Origin of the sequence: Mycobacterium sp. IS-3022 (genome assembly GCF_001500065.1) — a bacterium.
Classification (GTDB): domain Bacteria; phylum Actinomycetota; class Actinomycetes; order Mycobacteriales; family Mycobacteriaceae; genus Mycobacterium.
On sequence record NZ_LQIN01000003.1, the window covers coordinates 1 to 18,215 of the forward strand.

Annotated in this window: 16 protein-coding genes and 1 pseudogene; 10 read left to right on the forward strand and 7 right to left on the reverse strand. The window is 68.9% G+C overall.

The features are described from left to right. Window positions 1-614, reverse strand: a pseudogene (locus tag AU188_RS04200) (hypothetical protein); the annotation flags it as partial. Between the two features lie 200 nt (window positions 615-814). On the opposite strand from AU188_RS04200, the gene AU188_RS04205 reads away from it, so the two are divergent. Then, complete coding sequence (locus AU188_RS04205; protein ID WP_059162485.1) at window positions 815-3,394, forward strand: bifunctional FO biosynthesis protein CofGH; 2,580 nt, start codon at window positions 815-817, stop codon at window positions 3,392-3,394. An 88-nt stretch (window positions 3,395-3,482) separates the two neighbouring features. Here AU188_RS04205 and AU188_RS04210 read toward each other — a convergent pair whose 3' ends face one another. Beyond that, complete coding sequence (locus AU188_RS04210; RefSeq protein ID WP_059162486.1) at window positions 3,483-4,094, reverse strand: DUF1353 domain-containing protein; 612 nt, start codon at window positions 4,092-4,094, stop codon at window positions 3,483-3,485. 276 nt (window positions 4,095-4,370) lie between these two features. Between AU188_RS04210 and fdxA the strand changes: the two genes are divergently transcribed. Further along, entirely contained in the window at window positions 4,371-4,694 is a 324-nt protein-coding gene (gene fdxA / locus AU188_RS04215) for a ferredoxin (RefSeq protein ID WP_059097893.1), read from the forward strand. Continuing rightward, complete coding sequence (gene dapC, locus AU188_RS04220; protein WP_172799396.1) at window positions 4,694-5,812, forward strand: succinyldiaminopimelate transaminase; 1,119 nt, start codon at window positions 4,694-4,696, stop codon at window positions 5,810-5,812. Before fdxA ends, dapC begins: the two co-directional genes overlap by 1 nt. A gap of 73 nt (window positions 5,813-5,885) precedes the next feature. Here dapC and AU188_RS04225 read toward each other — a convergent pair whose 3' ends face one another. Then, complete coding sequence (locus AU188_RS04225) at window positions 5,886-7,415, reverse strand: PucR family transcriptional regulator (protein ID WP_059162626.1); 1,530 nt, start codon at window positions 7,413-7,415, stop codon at window positions 5,886-5,888. Window positions 7,416-7,577: 162 nt separating this feature from the next. Here AU188_RS04225 and pruA point away from each other — a divergent pair, with 162 nt between their 5' ends. Together pruA and AU188_RS04235 are read left to right on the forward strand one after the other, a co-directional pair. Continuing rightward, complete coding sequence (gene pruA / locus AU188_RS04230; protein WP_059162488.1) at window positions 7,578-9,212, forward strand: L-glutamate gamma-semialdehyde dehydrogenase; 1,635 nt, start codon at window positions 7,578-7,580, stop codon at window positions 9,210-9,212. Further along, complete coding sequence (locus tag AU188_RS04235; RefSeq protein WP_059162489.1) at window positions 9,213-10,190, forward strand: proline dehydrogenase family protein; 978 nt, start codon at window positions 9,213-9,215, stop codon at window positions 10,188-10,190. Here AU188_RS04235 and AU188_RS04240 read toward each other — a convergent pair. The 3 genes from AU188_RS04240 to AU188_RS04250 all read right to left on the reverse strand — a co-directional run bounded on the left by AU188_RS04240 (window position 10,187) and on the right by AU188_RS04250 (window position 11,891). After that, window positions 10,187-10,690, reverse strand: coding sequence for an Rv2253 family sensor-like surface protein (locus AU188_RS04240; protein ID WP_059162490.1), 504 nt, complete (start codon window positions 10,688-10,690; stop codon window positions 10,187-10,189). The genes AU188_RS04235 and AU188_RS04240 overlap by 4 nt on opposite strands. Window positions 10,691-10,759: 69 nt before the next feature. Then, window positions 10,760-11,158, reverse strand: coding sequence for a YybH family protein (locus tag AU188_RS04245; protein WP_059162491.1), 399 nt, complete (start codon window positions 11,156-11,158; stop codon window positions 10,760-10,762). A gap of 196 nt (window positions 11,159-11,354) precedes the next feature. Then, a complete protein-coding gene (locus tag AU188_RS04250; RefSeq protein WP_156426574.1) occupies window positions 11,355-11,891 on the reverse strand; it encodes an NUDIX domain-containing protein in 537 nt (178 codons plus the stop codon). Window positions 11,892-11,934: 43 nt separating this feature from the next. Between AU188_RS04250 and AU188_RS04255 the strand changes: the two genes are divergently transcribed. Genes AU188_RS04255 through AU188_RS04265 form a run of 3 tightly spaced genes read left to right on the forward strand, consistent with a single transcriptional unit; the run spans window position 11,935 to window position 14,281 of the window. Then, a complete protein-coding gene (locus tag AU188_RS04255; RefSeq protein ID WP_059162492.1) occupies window positions 11,935-13,335 on the forward strand; it encodes an acyl-CoA synthetase in 1,401 nt (466 codons plus the stop codon). After that, complete coding sequence (locus tag AU188_RS04260; protein WP_059162493.1) at window positions 13,332-13,682, forward strand: VOC family protein; 351 nt, start codon at window positions 13,332-13,334, stop codon at window positions 13,680-13,682. Before AU188_RS04255 ends, AU188_RS04260 begins: the two co-directional genes overlap by 4 nt. 32 nt (window positions 13,683-13,714) lie before the next feature. Further along, a complete protein-coding gene (locus AU188_RS04265; RefSeq protein ID WP_059162494.1) occupies window positions 13,715-14,281 on the forward strand; it encodes a M15 family metallopeptidase in 567 nt (188 codons plus the stop codon). A gap of 114 nt (window positions 14,282-14,395) precedes the next feature. On the opposite strand, the gene dapD is transcribed toward AU188_RS04265, so the two are convergent. Further along, the gene (gene dapD, locus AU188_RS04270) at window positions 14,396-15,382 is read right to left on the reverse strand and encodes a 2,3,4,5-tetrahydropyridine-2,6-dicarboxylate N-succinyltransferase (protein ID WP_172799391.1); all 987 of its coding nucleotides are present in this window, start codon (window positions 15,380-15,382) and stop codon (window positions 14,396-14,398) included. On the opposite strand from dapD, the gene dapE reads away from it, so the two are divergent. Both dapE and AU188_RS04280 read left to right on the forward strand, forming a co-directional pair. Continuing rightward, window positions 15,365-16,429: a succinyl-diaminopimelate desuccinylase gene (dapE, locus tag AU188_RS04275; protein ID WP_059162496.1), complete on the forward strand. Its 1,065-nt coding sequence runs from the start codon at window positions 15,365-15,367 to the stop codon at window positions 16,427-16,429. The genes dapD and dapE overlap by 18 nt on opposite strands. A gap of 113 nt (window positions 16,430-16,542) precedes the next feature. Then, on the forward strand, window positions 16,543-18,150 hold the full coding sequence (locus AU188_RS04280) for an ABC-F family ATP-binding cassette domain-containing protein (protein ID WP_059162497.1): 1,608 nt from the start codon (window positions 16,543-16,545) through the stop codon (window positions 18,148-18,150). Window positions 18,151-18,215 lie beyond the last annotated feature (65 nt).

Below are 18,215 nucleotides of genomic sequence, written 5' to 3' on the forward strand. Positions count from 1 at the left end.
GGCAAGGGTGGGATGGGCGGGACCAGCCAGCCGAAGAAGTAGTTGAACTCGTTGATGCCGAGGTTGATCAGAGAGGTCACGGTGACCGAGCCGAGGGTCAACAAACCGTTGACATAGCTCGCGGGGTTGAGCGGCTCATTGAGAACCGGCCCGACGAGGTCGACCACGAAGCTGTCGGCGACCGGCCGCACCAGGCTGAAGTAGACGATGTCGATCTGATCGCCGATAAGGGAGCCGAACGGGATGAAGCCCAGCACGTAATCGGCGAGTTCGACGCCGTAGTCGATCCACGGCAGAACCGCATTCCAGGCGTTGACGACGGCATTGCCGAGTGAGGTGGCCCCGACGACCGGTTCGGCGGCGGGAGGCAACGGCGCGGCGGCGCGTGCAGGCACGACCACGCGCTGTAGCCAGTCGCCGAGCAGGTCCGGCAGCTCGGTCATCGCCAACGGCCGCGCCGCGGCAGTCAACCGCATCGGCGGTGTGGCGACGCGTGTCGACGCCGCCGGTGATGGGGACGATGGTGCCGCAGCCGCCGGAGGTACGACGGTCAACGCCGTCGCCGTCACCGCAGCAACACTCGCGGACAGACACGCTCGAGTCAGAGTCCTCACGTCAAACCGCTCCCTCACGCTTGCACGACCCCGACTCGGCAACCAACTTACGCCTGCGAAAGTCGGGCGGACAACCCAGCCCGCACATGCGAGCACCGACCCGATCGTTCAGGGACTAGGGTGACCCGTATGTCAGGCGAAGCGGATCCCGGATGTGAGGTGCCAGGGATGATTCGCGTCGACGCCGGGGTTACAGGGGAGTGGCCCTGAACCCTCAGCGCGGCGCCGATCTGCCCGACCCGGTGATCCCACCGAAGTCCGATCAACCCAGTCCTGCCGCTGTGCGGCGGGTGCTGCGACGCGCCCGCGACGGGGTGGCGCTCAACGTCGACGAAGCGGCGATCGCGATGACCGCGCGCGGCGACGATCTCGCCGACCTGTGCGCCAGCGCTTCGCGGGTGCGCGACGCGGGTCTGGAGGCCGCAGCGCGGCGCGGACCGACCGGGCGGCTGCCCGTCAGCTACTCGCGCAAGGTGTTCATCCCGGTCACGCATCTGTGCCGCGACACCTGCCACTACTGCACTTTCGTCACCGTCCCGGGCCGGCTCCGCGCGCAGGGCACGGGCTTGTACATGGAGCCCGACGAGATTCTCGACGTGGCGCGTCGCGGCGCCGAACTCGGTTGCAAGGAAGCGTTGTTCACCCTCGGCGACCGACCGGAAGCGCGATGGGACGAGGCCCGCCGATGGCTCGACGAGCGCGGCTACGACTCGACGCTGGACTACGTGCGCGCGATGGCGATCCGTGTGCTCGAGGAGACCGGCCTGCTGCCGCACCTGAACCCCGGCGTGATGAGCTGGTCGGAGTTGTCGCGGCTCAAACCGGTCGCGCCGTCGATGGGCATGATGCTCGAGACCACGTCGCGGCGGCTGTTCGAGACGAAGGGCCTCGCGCATTACGGCAGCCCCGACAAGGACCCCGACGTTCGGTTGCGGACGCTGGCCGACGCGGGCCGCCTGTCGATCCCGTTCACCACCGGCCTGCTGGTCGGAATCGGCGAGACGCTTCCCGAGCGCGCCGAGACCATCCACGCGATTCGCCGGTCGCACAAGGAGTTCGGGCACGTGCAGGAAGTGATCGTGCAGAACTTCCGCGCCAAGGACCACACCGCGATGGCGTCGACGCCCGACGCCGCATTCGAGGACTTCCTGGCGACGGTGGCGGTCACCCGGCTGGTGATGGGGCCCAAGATGCGCATCCAGGCGCCGCCGAACCTGGTGTCACGCACCGAGTGTCTGGCCCTGATCGGCGCCGGCGTCGACGACTGGGGCGGCGTGTCGCCCTTGACTCCCGACCACGTCAACCCGGAGCGGCCGTGGCCGGCGCTGGACGAGCTGGCGACGGTGACCGCCGAGGCGGGATACGACCTGGTGCAGCGGTTGACAGCGCAACCGCAGTACGTGCAGGCGGGCGCGGCGTGGATCGATCCGCGGGTGCGGGGCCACGTCGACGCGCTGGCCGACCCCGACTCCGGGTTCGCGCTGGACGTCAACCCGGTGGGCCGACCGTGGCAGGAGCCCGACGAGGCGTCGGAGTCGTTGGGGCGCACCGATCTTCACTCCGCGATCGATGCGACGGGCCGGCTCACCGACACCCGCAGCGACCTCGACAGTGCGTTCGGCGACTGGGAGTCGATCCGCGAGAAGGTTTCCGAGCTGGCCGCACGGGCGCCGGAACGCATCGACACCGATGTGCTGGCGGCGCTGCGCTCGGCCGAGCGGGATCCGGCCGGCCTGTCCGACGACGAGTATCTGGCGTTGGCGTGTGCCGACGGACCAGCTCTGGAAGCCGTTGCCGTGCTGGCGGATTCGCTGCGCCGCGACACCGTCGGTGATGACGTCACGTTCGTCGTCAACCGCAACATCAACTTCACCAACATCTGCTACACGGGTTGCCGGTTCTGCGCGTTCGCGCAACGCAAGGGCGATGCCGACGCCTACTCCCTGTCGGTCGACGAGGTCGCCGACCGCGCCTGGGAAGCGCACGTCGCAGGCGCGACCGAGGTGTGCATGCAGGGCGGCATCGACCCCGAGCTTCCCGTCACCGGCTACGCCGATCTGGTGCGCGCAGTGAAGAAACGCGTGCCGTCGATGCACGTGCACGCATTCTCGCCGATGGAGATCGCCAACGGCGTCACCCGCAGCGGGCTGTCGATTCGAGAGTGGCTGATCTCCTTGCGGGAGGCGGGCTTGGGAAGTATTCCGGGCACCGCCGCCGAGATCCTCGACGACGAGGTGCGGTGGGTGCTGACCAAGGGCAAGTTGCCGACGTCGATGTGGATCGAGGTCGTGACAACCGCGCACGAGGTCGGGCTGCGCTCCAGTTCGACGATGATGTACGGACACGTCGACCAGCCGCGGCACTGGGTGGGCCACCTCCGCGTGCTACGCGAAATTCAGGACCGCACAGGCGGTTTCACCGAATTCGTGCCGTTGCCGTTCGTACACCAGAGCTCGCCGCTGTACCTGGCCGGCGGCGCCAGGCCGGGACCGTCGCACCGCGACAACCGCGCGGTGCATGCGCTTGCGCGAATCATGTTGCACGGCAGGATCGCCAACATCCAGACCAGCTGGGTCAAGCTCGGCGTGGAGCGTACGCAGGTGATGCTCAACGGGGGCGCCAACGATCTCGGTGGCACGCTGATGGAGGAGACGATCTCGCGGATGGCCGGCTCGGAGTTCGGCTCGTACAAGACGGTGGAGGACCTCGTCGCGATCGCCGAAGGCATCGGCCGCCCGGCCCGCCAGCGCTCCACGACGTACGCCCCACTGGCCGCGTAGCTACCTTCAGCGCGAGCGACCGCGTTTGTCCCCCGACACGCCGCAATTGGTTTGCACTTCGGGGTCGCTCGCGCCCGTCGAGTGACCGTCAGGTCTTCAACTGCAGCGGTGGTGGCGTCTCCTCGGGCACCACGAGCGCGATGGCCGACTCGAGCAGCCAGAACACCACGGTCGAAACCAGGGTCGCCGCCGCGGGTACCACGATGATCGGCGCGGCGACGAGCAGCACCAGAAGCGTCGCGCCGGGGAGGTCCTTCCACCACCCCGCACCACCTTTGCCCTGCAGGATCGCGGACAGCCGCACCGTGGCCCAGATGATCCAGCGCCGCAGCAGGCTCACGCCGTCGCGTTGCATCTGCAGGCGGAAGCGGTAGTCGGCGGCGCGGCGATCGCACCCGGTGCGCTCGGGGAAGCGCCAGAGGTAGTCGTGAAGCACGGCCGCACGCGCATAGCGGCCGGCGCGTGGGACGAACCAGGCGACCACGCCGGGCACCGACACCAGGTCGGTCGGAAAGTCGGCGTGGACCTCGAATCGCTCATTGGGCCCCTCGAAATGGAGGGGCTGGGTGGTTCGCCACTCATCCCAGGCGCTCTCCTTGAAGAACTTCTTGGCCGCGCGCACGGCGTCGAGTTCGTCGGCGGTCAGTTGGCGGACATGCAGGACAGCCGTCCTGTCGACGGGAGGTGCGCAGCGTTCCATTACGCAGGTATAGCAAGGTCGGGGGCGACGAGGGGCCATGCTGAGCAGTCGACCAGCAGATCCTCGCGAATCCGGGGTGTCAGTTGGGCAGTTGTATGTGCAACGTCTAGTATCAGTAACCACGCGCAACCCCTAAACCGGGTTGCGCGTGAAGTTAGGGCACACTGAGACGACCGTCCAGGTACCGGCGACGGATACTTGCGGCTGAGCCCAGATGCCCTACCCCGTGCGGCAGCCCACCGGACAGGAGATCGAGGAGACCTTGAGGAGAACACGGTGACGTACGTCATTGCCGAACCTTGTGTCGACGTCAAAGACAAGGCGTGTATCGAGGAATGCCCAGTCGACTGCATCTACGAGGGCGCCCGCATGCTCTACATCCATCCGGACGAATGTGTGGACTGCGGTGCCTGTGAACCGGTGTGCCCGGTCGAGGCCATCTACTACGAGGACGATGTGCCCGACCAGTGGAGCAGCTACACCCAGATCAACGCCGACTTCTTCGCCGAGCTCGGCTCGCCCGGCGGCGCGTCCAAGGTGGGGCAGACCGACAACGATCCGGAGGCGGTCAAGAGCCTGCCGCCGCAAGGTGAGGACTGATAACGGCTCGCGCCGGGCTCCGTAAGCGCGTCTCGGCGGCGCTGCCGGTTTTCCCTTGGGACACGCTGGCCGACGTCACCGCGCTGGCCCGCGCGCACCCCGACGGCATCGTCGATCTGTCGGTCGGCACGCCGGTGGACGAGGTAGCTCCGGTCGTCCGGCAGGCGCTGGCCGCGGCCGGTTCCTCGCCCGGTTACCCGACCACCGCCGGCACCCCGGCGTTGCGCGCCGCGGCGGTCAATGCGCTGGCGCGGCGCTACGGCGTCTCGGGGCTGGCTGACGGCGCGGTGCTGCCGGTGATCGGCACCAAGGAGCTCATCGCCTGGTTGCCGACGTTGTTGGGCCTCGGTCCCGACGACGCGGTGGTGGCGCCCGAACTCGCTTATCCGACTTACGAAGTCGGCGCGCGGCTGGCCGGCACGCAGTTCCTGCGCGCCGACTCGCTGACCCAACTCGGCCCGCAGACGCCCGCGCTGGTGTACCTGAACTCGCCGAGCAACCCGACCGGCAAGGTGCTCGGTGCCGACCACTTGCGCAAGGTCGTCGGCTGGGCGCGCGAACGGGGCGTGCTGATCGCGTCCGACGAGTGCTACCTCGGACTCGGTTGGGACACCCAACCCTTTTCGGTCCTTCACCCGTCGATCTGCGGCGGCGACCACACCGGGCTGCTGGCCGTTCATTCGTTGTCGAAGACGTCGTCGCTGGCGGGCTACCGGGCCGGTTTCGTCGCCGGCGACCCGAACGTCGTCGCCGAACTGCTGGCCGTCCGCAAGCATGCGGGAATGATGGTGCCGACGCCGGTACAGGCCGCCATGGTCGCGGCGCTCGACGACGACGACCACGAGCGCGACCAGCGGGCCCGCTATGCGCGGCGGCGCGACGTCCTGCTACCCGCCCTGCGTTCTGCCGGGCTGAGCGTCGATGACTCCGAGGCGGGGCTGTATCTGTGGGCGACCCGCGGCGAGCCGTGCCGGGACACCGTCGCCTGGTTGGCGCAGCGCGGAATCCTGGTCGCGCCCGGCGAGTTCTACGGCCCCCGCGGCGCCAAGCATGTGAGGGTGGCGCTGACCGCGACCGATGAACGGATTTCGGCAGCGGCGCAACGGCTTACGAGCTGACCACCTCTCTGCCGAGCAGACGCGAAATGCCCTGAAACCCGCAATATTTTGAGCGGTTTACGTCTTCTCGCGCTTAGGGTTCTGTCGCGCGCAAGCCGAGCGCGAGCACCAGGCGGTCGTCGGGATCTGCCAACGAGGTCGACAACAGCTTCTCGATGCGACGGACGCGGTAGCGCACCGTATTCGGGTGCACGTGCAACCGTGCCGCGACCGCGGCGATGTCGCCGAACCCGTCGAGATACGCCCCGAGCGTCTCGGCGAGCGTCGGATCCTGCTCGCGCAGTTGGCGTACCCGCGGGTCCACCAGCCGCGGCTGCGCGGCCACCCGAGACACGATCTCGTCGAGGAGCACGGTGGTGCGCGCGTCGGCGAGCGAGGTGACGCGTCCGATCGCGGTGGGGTGTCGCGCAGCGCTGTCGAGCACCCGGTCCACCTCGGCGCGGGAGTTCGCGGCGACCGCCAAACCCCCTAGCGGCGCGGCGACGACCGCCCGCAGCGAGCGCGCGAGTTCGCGGTCCAGGGTCGACACGACACCGCGCGCCCAGGACATCACCGACGACGGCGCGCCGATCTGAGGCAGCAGCACGTAGACCCGGCCGTTGTCCGACGCGACTTGTGCGTCGGCACGAAAGGCGCTGGCGCTCAGCGCGATGACGTCCGGCGGCGCCGGGTCTCCGGGGTCGGAGAAGCCGACGAGTGCGGCGCGGCCATCGGCCGCGATGCCCAGTTCCCGGGCGAGCGTGGCGACGTCGACGTCGTCGCCGGAAAGCCCGAGCAGCTCTCGCACCTGCCGGGTGTGGGTGGACGGAGAGGCCGACAGTCTGGACATGATCCGGGCCGCCAGCACCGCCCCGCCACGCAGCACGTCGTCGACGTCATCGGCCAACGGTGCCGAACCCTGTTGCAGCCAGATGGTTCCCGCGAACCGCGACCCACGCGGCGCAATTGCGTCGGGCACGTGGACGCCGACCGCCAGCCGCGGTCGCAATCCCAATTCCGGTCGCTCGGCGACGCGCACGACGTCGGCGCTCGAACGCAGGGCGTCGAAGATGCCCCACTGCCCGATCCAGGCGAGATGTTCGGGCGGGCCGGCGCGCCCGAGGATGGTCAACCGGCGCAGCTCGTCGGCCTCGTCGTTGGACGCGGAATAGGCGAGCACATGGGAGTCCTCGTCTTCGATGCTGATCATGCCGCGGGTCCGGTCGGCGATGGATTGGGCCAGACCGAACAGGTCGGTACCCGGGTCATGGCGCGGGTCGCCGCGATCGCCGTGGTGGTCGAAGGCGTGGTTCACCAAGCGGTACAACGACTCCCAGCGAGCCCGCGGTTCGACGGCCACGACCGCGGCGCCCAGCGCGACCGCCCGATCCGCAACGGTGTGAGACGGTTCCTTGACGAAGATCGCCGCGGGCACCCGGCCGGTGCCGGTGAACTGCCGCTCGAGCCAGCGCACCGCGTCCGCATCGGAGACGCCGAGCAGGAAGAACAGGTCTGCCGAACCGGGACCGACGGCCAGTCCCAACCGGACGTCGTCGGCGTCGACGAGCGCGACCGACCCGACCGGCATGTCCAGCCCGCGCGGCGCGTCGATCAGCGTCACCATGGTGCGGTCCAGCGCCAGCAGCAGCTGGCCGAGGCCGAGGCCGGAGGTTCGCGGGTCGATTGGGTCCACTGCACACCCCTTTGTCTGATCCGACTATAGACCGGCGGCGGTATTGTCGGATCGACCATCGGCAGGACAGCTGCATCCGAGCATCATTTCGGCATGGACGCCATCATCGACGTGCCCCTTCCGGCCAACGAGCCGGTACGCGACTATGCGCCTGGTTCGGGTGAGCGCACCCGGCTTCTCGACGCTCTGAGCTCCGTCGCGACGGACCCGGTGGACCTGCCGCACGTCATCGGCGGCCGCCGCCGCATGGGTGACGGTGACCGTGTCGACGTGGTGCAGCCGCACCGCCACTCCGACCCGTCCGGCCGACTGGGCACGCTCACCAACGCCACGCACGCCGACGCCGTCGCCGCCATCGACGCCGCGATGGCCGCGAAAGCGGACTGGGAGGCCACCCCATTCGACGAACGCGCGGCGGTCTTCCTGCGCGCAGCCGAGCTGCTCGCCGGACCGTGGCGCGAGAAGATCTGCGCCGCCACCATGCTCGGCCAGTCGAAGTCGGCGTATCAGGCCGAGATCGACGCGGCGTGCGAACTGATCGACTTCTGGCGGTTCAACGTCGCCTTCGCGCGCGGAATCCTTGCCCAGCAACCGATCAGCGTGCGCGGCGTCCGCAATCGGACCGACTATCGGCCGCTGGACGGATTTGTCTATGCGATCACCCCATTCAACTTCACCGCGATCGCGGGCAACCTGCCGACGGCGCCTGCGCTGATGGGCAACACGGTGGTGTGGAAGCCCTCGCCCACCCAGACGTTCGCCGCCTACCTGACCATGCAGTTGCTGGAGGCCGCCGGTCTGCCGCCCGGGGTGATCAACCTGCTCACCGGTGACGGGGTGGCGGTTTCCGATGTGGCGCTGGCCGATCCGCGGCTGGCGGGCATCCACTTCACCGGTTCGACGACGACGTTCCAGCACCTGTGGCGGGAGGTCGGCACCAACATCGACCGCTACCACGGCTATCCGCGATTGGTCGGTGAGACCGGCGGCAAGGACTTCGTCGTCGCGCATGCCAGCGCGCGCCCCGACGTCCTGCGGACCGCGCTGATCCGCGGCGCCTTCGACTATCAGGGGCAGAAGTGTTCGGCGGCGTCGCGGGCGTTCATCCCGCGGTCGGTGTGGCAGCAGATGGGCGACGACTTCCTGTCGGCGACCGAAGCGCTGCGCTACGGCGACGTCGCCGACCTGTCGAATTTCGGTGGCGCGCTGATCGACGAGCGGGCCTTCGCCAAGAACGTCAAGGCTATCGAGAGGGCGAAAAACGCTCCCGTGACGATCGCCGTCGGCGGCGAATACGACGACAGCGAAGGCTATTTCGTGCGGCCGACCGTCCTGTTGTCCGACGACCCGACCGACGAGGCGTTCTGCACCGAGTACTTCGGGCCGATCCTCGCAGTGCACGTCTATCCCGACGACGACTACGACCGCATCCTCGACGTCGTCGAAACCGGTGTCAGGTACGCGCTGACCGGCGCGGTGATCGCCGATGACCGCGCCGCGGTGCTGCGGGCGCAACGGCGACTTCGCCACGCGGCGGGCAACTTCTACGTCAACGACAAGCCCACCGGCGCAGTCGTCGGGCAGCAGCCCTTCGGTGGCTCGCGGGCCTCGGGCACCAACGACAAGGCGGGCTCGGCGCTGAACCTGCTGCGATGGACGTCGGCGCGCTCGATCAAGGAGACCTTCGTGCCGCCCACCGATCACAACTATCCCCACATGGGGGTCTGAATGCGCGTGTTCGAGCGCGTGGTGCGCCCGGCGATCATGGCCGCCGGCCGACGCGATGGCCTGCGCAGAGCCGCCGAACGGCTGCCCGTGACACGCGACGTCGTGCACAGGTTCGTTCCGGGTGAAACGGTGCCCGAGGTGCTCGACTCGGTTGCGCGGCTGCGAGATTCGAACCGTCTGGTGTCGATCGACCACCTCGGTGAGGACGTCACCGACGTCGACGCGGCGACCGCCAACGTCGACGCGTATCTGAGGCTGCTCGACGGGCTCGCGCGGCGCGGGGAAGCGCGGGCCGAGGGGCGGGCCGCGGTGCCGCCGCTCGAGGTGTCGGTGAAACTGTCGGCGCTCGGGCAGGCGCTGGCCCGCGACGGCGACAAGATCGCGCTGGAGAACGCCCATACCATCTGCGAGCGGGCACAACGAGCCGGAATATGGGTGACGGTGGACGCCGAAGACCACACCACCACCGACTCGACACTGTCGATCGTGCGCGATCTGCGCACCGAGTTCGGTTGGCTGGGAACGGCTCTGCAGGCCTATTTGAAGCGCACCCACGCCGACTGTCAGGAGTTCGCCGCGTGCGGCGCGCGGATTCGCCTGTGCAAAGGCGCGTACGACGAGCCGGCGTCAGTGGCCTACCGCGACCGCCACGACGTCACCGACTCATACCTGCGCTGCCTGCGGATTCTGATGGCTGGCGACGGCTACCCGATGGTCGCCTCCCACGATCCCGCCGTCATCGCGGCGGTGCCGGCGCTGGTGCGCGAGAGCAACCGTGGCCGTGAAGATTTCGAATATCAGATGCTGTACGGCATTCGCGACGCCGAGCAGCGCAGGCTCGCCGAGGCGGGCGACCATGTGCGGGTGTACGTGCCGTTCGGCACCCAGTGGTACGGCTACTTCGTGCGCAGGCTCGCCGAACGTCCCGCCAACCTGGCGTTTTTCCTGCGGGCGCTGGCCGAACGCGGCACGAGCTAGACGGGGCGGGCGGCGACCGGCATCACGACGGTGCCGCGGCACGTTCCGGCCAGAATCTCGGTGCGCCACGTTCCGAACAGTGATCCGTCGATGTCGGGGGCGTAGAACACCTTCGACCGTGCCGGCGCGTACTCGCTGGGCACGCCGTCGCCGCGGAAGCATTCCCACTGCCAGTTGTAGGCGTACTGCCACCTCGACCCGTCCCAGGTGTAGCGAACCGGCTGGGGGATGGTCGGGTTACTCGGCGCGGGTCCCTCCACGACGGTGGCCACGCAGAGTCCCGTCGAGCAGTCGGTCACCAGGACGTACTGCGCGGCGAAGTCGGGTTCGGCCTGCGCGGCCGCGATACTGCTGCCCATTTTGTCCGAGGCGTAGGTGACGATCTCGTAGCGCCCGTTCCATGCCGGGTTCGCTGCGACGGCCTGCGGCAGCGCCGAAAAGCTCGCGGCCGCAGCACAAGTCACACCGAACAGCGTGCTGGTCAGGCGGCGGGCAGACATGGCCGAAACACTAATCGGGCCAGCCGCCCGGAAGCGCCACGACACGGTTTGCCGGCGGCTACGAGACCGTCACGGATTCGTATCGGCGAACGAGTGGTGCTCGTGGGTGACGACCCAGCGACCGTCGCGCTTGCGCAATCCGACGGTCAGCCGCAGCCGGTTCTCGGGGTCGGCCGCCAGCTCGGCGGGCTTGCCGCAGCGCAGCAGTGCCCACGCGAACGCGACGTCGGCGCCCACGGTGAGGTCGAGTTCGACGATCTCGAACACCGCGCCCTGTCGCTGCCATTCGAAGAACGGTGGCCAACAGTCCCGGTACTCGTCGATGCCGCGGACGCCGCGGTGCGGCGGTGGCACGTCGAACATCACGATGTCAGCGTCATGGTCGGCCACAACGGAATCCAAGTCGCCGGCGTGAACCGCCTCGGCCCACCGGACGATCAAGTCGCGGATGGCCTCTTCGTCACTCACCGAGGCGGGCGTTTCCGGGTCTCGTCGCAGCCCGCCGATGCCACGAGAACGTAGCCGGCCCCGCCGAACAACAGGGGCATCATCGCCATCATCCCGTACAGCGCGGTCATCGTGTCACCCCTTTCCGTTCGTCCTACTGGTTATAACGAGACAGACCGCCATTCGGTTCGAAACTCATCGCGCCGGCACGGGTGAGTCAGCGCTCCGCGAGCAACAGCAGCGCCCACGCGGCGATCGACTGCGCGTCGGTGATGACACCGTCACGCACCATCTGCTCCACCTCGGCACGGCTGAACCAATCGCTGTGCATGTCCTGCTCCTCATGCTCGCGGTCGTGTTCGCCCTCGGTGATGCCCGTCGCGAGAAACACCCAGCCGCGCTGGCTGCTCATCCCGGGCGCCACGTCGAGCCGGCCCAGGGCGCTCAGGTGCGACGCCCGCAGTCCGGTCTCCTCGCGCAGTTCGCGCGCTGCCAGGTCGGCCGGCTCCAGATGCCGCCGCTCGGGCGCGGTGCCCTGCGGGAACTCCCAGCGCCGCAAGCCCAGCGGATAGCGGAACTGCTCGACGAGCCGAAATCGGTCACCGTCCCGAGCGATCACCAACGCATACGTCGGCTTGTCGACGACCGCGTAGATCCCGCTGCTGCCGTCGGGCCTGCGGATGTCGTCCTCACGCAGCGTCATCCAGTTGTTCCGGTAGACCTCGCGCGTCGCCAGCCGCTCAATGTGAGTCACGCGACCCAGTATCGCCGAGCCGATGTGGGTAACCTCGCTGGTTATGCTCCTCTCTTCGCTGAACCCCGCCGCGGTGGCGGGCGGCGCAGACATCGGGGACGCCGTCCGTATCGACGGGGCGGTGCTGAGCCGCGGCGATCTGGTCGGTGCCGCCACGTCGGTCGCCGAGCGGGTGGCGGGCGCGCGCCGGGTCGCGGTGCTGGCCACTCCGACCGTGTCGACGGTGCTCGCGGTGACCGGTTGCCTGATCGCCGGGGTGCCCGTCGTGCCGGTGCCCGCCGACGTCGGTGCCGCCGAACGCAGGCACATCCTGACCGACTCCGGCGCGCAGGCCTGGCTGGGGGACAAGCCGGCCGAGACCGACGGCCTGCAACACGTGCCGGTGCGGCTGCACGCCCGCTCCTGGCACCGCTATGCCGAACCGCCCGCCGACTCGCCGGCGTTGATCATCTACACCTCGGGCACGACCGGCCCGCCCAAGGGCGTCGTGCTGAGCCGCCGCGCGATCGCCGCCGATATCGACGCGCTCGCCGAAGCCTGGCAGTGGACGCCCGATGACACCTTGGTGCACGGCCTGCCGCTGTACCACGTACACGGGTTGGTGCTGGGACTGCTCGGCTCGCTGCGCATCGGAAACCGGTTCGTGCACACCGGGAAGCCGACCCCACAGGCGTATGCGGCGGCCGGCGGCTCGCTGTACTTCGGCGTGCCGACCGTGTGGTCGAGGGTGGCGGCCGACCGCGCGTCGGCGACGGCGCTGCGGTCGGCGCGGCTGCTGGTTTCGGGCAGCGCACCGCTGCCGGTACCCGTGTTCGACAACGTGGTTCAGTTGACCGGGCACCGGCCGGTCGAACGCTATGGCTCGACCGAGTCGCTGATCACGATCAGCACCAGGGCCGACGGTGAGCGCAGGCCCGGCTGGGTGGGCCTGCCGCTGACCGGTGTCGAGACACGGTTGGTCGACGAGGACGGCGCCGCCGTTCCACACGACGGGGAAACCATTGGGCGGCTGGATGTTCGCGGTGACACGCTGTTCGACGGTTACCTCAACCGCCCCGACGCCACCGCTGAGGCGGTCGATGCCGACGGCTGGTACCGCACCGGCGACGTCGCGGTCGTGGGAGCCGACGGGATGCACCGCATCGTCGGCCGCGAGTCCGTCGACCTGATCAAGACGGGTGGGTTCCGCGTCGGCGCGGGGGAGATCGAGACCGCGCTGCTCGGACACCCCGGCGTGCGGGAGGCGGCCGTCGTCGGTGTTCCCGACGACGACCTGGGGCAGCGCATCGTCGCGTTCGTCGTGGGCGACGCCCCCGCCGAGGCGCTCATCGACTATGTGGCGCAGGAACTTTCGGTGCACAAACGTCCCCGCGAGGTGCGGCTGGTGAAGGAGCTGCCGCGCAACGCCATGGGCAAGGTGCTCAAGAAGGAGCTGGCACGATGACGCTCAAGTTCGACGAAATCTGCATCGACTCGCACGACGCCTCCGCGCTGGGGCGGTGGTGGTCGCAGGTGCTGGGCTGGGCCCACGAGGTCGACGACGATGGCGACGTGGTGTTGCACGCGCCGCCCGGGGCCGGGCCGAACTGGTTGTTTCTGGCGGTACCCGATGACAAGCTCGTCAAGAACCGGATTCACTTCGACTTTCGCCCCGACGATCAGCGGGCCGAGGTCGAGCGCGTCCTCGGCCTCGGTGCTCGGCGCGTCGACATCGGTCAGGGCGACGCGAGCTGGGTCGTGCTGGCCGATCCGGAGGGAAACGAATTCTGCATCCTCGCCGCCACCTCCTGACCTTTGCGCGTGGGCCCACGCGGCAGCTGGGGATGTACGTCCTGCGCACGCTCGCGCTCGCTTCGGCGTGCGCAATCGTCGCGTGCGGAACGTCCGAACCGGCGCCGGCACCGAGACCCGCCGTCGGTCAGGAGGCACTGAGCATCGGACCGGCCGCGCAGGACACCGTCGGTGGTTGGCTGCCCGAGGACACGACGCTGAGCCCGTTTGACACCGACGACCCGATCGTCGGCTGGCTGGACCCCGAACTGCTCGAGGCGGTCCAGGAGGCGGCTCGTCGAGCTCGAGCCGAGGGCATCGACATCCGCGTCAACTCGGGGTGGCGATCGAAAGGATTTCAGGAGCGGCTCTTCGCCGACGGTGTCGAACGGTACGGAAGTATCAACGCGGCAAGGGAATTCGTGGCATCACCGGAGAAGTCGAAACACGTCACCGGCGAAGCCGTGGACATCGCGCCGGTCGAGGCCGACAAGTGGCTGATCGCCAACGGGCGCGAGTTCGGACTCTGTCAGATCTACGCGAACGAAATATGGCACTTCGAACTGGCCGCCGTTGACGGACGCTGTCCGCCGCTGAAGCCGAACGCCGCGGCGGGTTGAGCACGTCCCCAGCTGCGCGGGAGCCCTCGCGGCCCGCGAGCGACCGCTCAATGCACGCCCCAGCCGGCGTGTCGCCGTGCAAACGCGGTCGCTCGCGCAGAAGAAAAGAGGGGGTCAGTTCTGGTGTAGGGCTTCGTTCAGCGTGATGCCGGTGCCGTCGCGCTTGACCACCTCGACGGCGCCCGACAACGAATTACGCCGGAACAACAGGTTGTCGGCCCCCGACAACTCTCGCGCCTTGACCGTCTGACCGTCGGCGGTCTGCACCTTGGTGCCCGCCGTGACGTAGAGACCGGCCTCGACCACACAGTCGTCACCGAGCGAAATACCAAGCCCCGCATTGGCCCCGAGCAGGCAACGCTCGCCGACGGAGATCACCTCCGTGCCGCCGCCCGACAGGGTGCCCATGATCGACGCGCCGCCGCCGACGTCGGACCCGTCTCCCACGACGACACCCGCCGAGATCCGCCCCTCGACCATCGAGCTGCCGAGCGTGCCTGCGTTGAAGTTGACGAAGCCCTCGTGCATGACGGTGGTGCCGGCCGCGAGGTGGGCCCCGAGCCGCACCCGGTCGGCGTCGGCCACCCGCACCCCGGCCGGCAACACGTAGTCGACCATCCGCGGGAACTTGTCGACGCCGTAGACGGTCACCGGGCCGCGCTTGCGCAGACGTGCCCGCACGCCCTCGAAGCCGTCGACCGCGCAGGGACCGTGGTTGGTCCACACCACGTTGGTCAACACACCGAAGAAACCGTCGGCGTTCAGGCCGTGCGGCGCGACCAGCCGGTGCGACAGCAGGTGCAGCCGCAGATAGGCGTCGTAGGCGTCGGTGGCCTTGTCGTCCAGCGACCCGATGACGGTGCGGACCACGACGACGTCGACCCCGCGGTCCTCATCCCGACCTGTCAGGTCGGCCAGCTCGGGCGGGACCTCGGCCACCGAGAGACGAGTGGTGCCCGACGGGCCGTCGGCGCCGAGTTCGGGTGCTGGGAACCATGTGTCGAGGACTGATCCGTCGGCGGCGATGGTCGCCAGCCCGATACCTGCAGCAGAAGTCACACGGGTAAGACTAACGTCGAGCCCGTGAGCCTCGACCTGCACGGTGACCCGGTCGCGTTGACCGCCGCGCTGGTCGACATCCCCAGCGAGTCTCGCCACGAGAAGCGCATCGCCGACGAGGTCGAGGCCGCGCTGCGCGAGCAGACCTCCCTCGAGGTCGTCCGCAACGCCGACGCCGTGCTGGCCCGCACCAACCTGGGCTTGCCGTCGCGCGTGTTACTCGCCGGCCACCTCGACACGGTCCCGGCCGCCGACAACCTGCCGAGCCGCCTCGTCGACGGCGAACTGCACGGCTGCGGCACCTCGGACATGAAGTCCGGCGACGCGGTGTTCCTGCATCTGGCCGCCACCGTCACCGCACCGAAGCACGACATCACGCTGGTGATGTACGACTGCGAGGAGATCGAGGCGTCCGCCAACGGCCTCGGTCGCATCGAGCGCGAACTGCCCGAATGGTTGCAGGCCGACGTCGCGATCCTCGGCGAGCCGTCGGGCGGCTACATCGAGGCCGGTTGCCAGGGCACACTGCGCGTCGTGGTCAGCACGACGGGCACCCGCGCCCACTCCGCGCGATCCTGGTTGGGAGACAACGCTATTCACAAACTCGGCGCGGTACTGGACCGGCTCGCGTCGTATCAGGCCCGCAGCGTGGAGATCGACGGCTGCACCTACCGCGAAGGGCTGTCGGCGGTGCACATCGACGGCGGCATCGCCGGCAATGTGATCCCCGATGCCGCGTCCGTGACGGTCAACTTCCGGTTCGCTCCGAACCGCAACGTCGCCGATGCGCTGCAACACGTACACGAGGTGCTCGGCGGGCTCGACGTGCAGATCGAGCTGACCGACTCGGCGGCCGGCGCGCTGCCCGGGTTGACCAAGCCCGCCGCCGCGGCTCTGGTGGCCGCCGCCGGTGGACAGGTGCGTGCGAAGTACGGGTGGACCGACGTGTCGCGGTTCGCCGCGCTCGGTATCCCGGCGGTCAACTACGGGCCCGGCGACCCCAACCTCGCGCACCGCACCGACGAACGTGTCGAGGTCGAGAAGATCACCGCGGTGACGGACATGTTGCGCCGGTACTTAACCCCTTGACCGCACACCTACCCTGAAGACATGTGAGTTGACGACGTCTGCCGGGTCTCTCCCGGCTCGAGCCGTCCCGATTGTTCGTGCGATCCCGTGCGCTCAACGAAGAGATCTCTCACATGCCTTCCATCGTCTGTTCCAACTTGTCTTTCGCGTGGCCCGACGACACGCCGCTGTTCGACGAGCTGTCCTTCACCGTCGGCGAGGGCCGCACCGGTCTGGTTGCCCCGAACGGCGCGGGCAAGAGCGCGCTGCTCAAGCTCATCGCCGGTGAGCTCACCCCTACGGCCGGTGCCGTCACGGTCGACGGCACCCTCGGCTACCTGCCCCAGTCGCTGCCGTACGACGGGCGGCGGACCGTCGCAGAGGTACTCGACATCGCCGCCGTCGTCGAGGCGTTGAACGCGCTGGCAGACGGGCAGACCGACGCCGACCTGTTCACCGCGATAGGCGACGACTGGGATGTCGAGGAACGCGCGCGGGCGCAGCTGGACCGGCTCGGGCTCGACCATGTCGCGCTCGACCGCCGGCTGGGCACGTTGTCCGGTGGCGAGGCCGTCGCCATCGGGCTCGCCGGCCAGCTGCTCAGGCGACCTGATGTGTTGCTGCTCGATGAGCCGACGAACAACCTCGACGTCGACGCGCGAGAACGGCTCTACGACGCGCTCGACGCCTTCACCGGCTGCCTGCTGTTGGTCAGCCATGACCGGATATTGCTCGACCGGATGGACCGCATCGCCGAACTACATCGGGCTGAAATCACTTTCTACGGTGGAAATTTCACGATGTACACCGAGTCGGTGAGCGAACAGCAACGCGTCGCCGAGAGCAACGTGCGCAGCGCCGAACAACACCTCAAACGCGAGACGCGGGAACTGCAGCAGGCCCGGGAGCGGGCGGCCCGGCGAGCCGGAACCGCCGCACGCAAGGTCAAGGACGCGGGTCTGCCGAAAATCGTTGCGGGAGCGAGGAAGCGCCGGGCACAGGAGTCGGCCGGCCGCATCGACGCGGTCAACGCCGCCCGGGTCGGCGATGCCAGGGCCCGGCTCGAGGAGGCCGAGCGCGCGGTGCGTCACGACGACGCGCTCGTCCTCGATCTGCCCGACACCGACGTGCCGGCGGGGCGTGTTGTGCTCAGCGTCAACAAGCTACGTGCCCGCGCCGGTGGGCGGGTGCTGCTCGCGGACGTCGACGTGGCGGTCCGCGGTCCCGAACGCATCGCGCTGACCGGGCGCAACGGGACGGGCAAGTCGACGCTGCTGCGCATCCTCAGTGGTGATCTGAAACCCGACGAGGGCACGGTGCAGCGCGCCGACGGCCGGCTGGCATACCTGTCACAGCGGCTAGACCTGCTCGACCCGCGCCGCACGGTCGCCGAGAGTCTGGCCGCGTATGCGCCGAGCCTCTCGCACACCCGTCGGATGCACCTGCTCGCGCAGTTCCTGTTCCAGGGTGATCGGATCCACCTGCCGGTGAGTGCGCTGTCCGGCGGCGAGCGACTGCGCGCGACGCTGGCCTGCGTGCTCTATGCCGAACCGGCGCCGCAACTGCTGCTGCTCGATGAACCGACCAACAACCTCGACCTGGTCAGCGTCGGGCAACTCCGGTCGGCGTTGAACGCTTACCGGGGCGCGTTCATCGTCGTCAGCCACGACGAGCGGTTCCTCGCCGACATCGGGGTGCGACGCCGGCTGCGGCTGTCCGACGGCCGTCTCGAGGAGGTCTGACGCGCCCTGAGCGCGGGCATGGACCCTGTCGAATCAGCGTGCTGTGGGGTATCGAGGGCACGGTA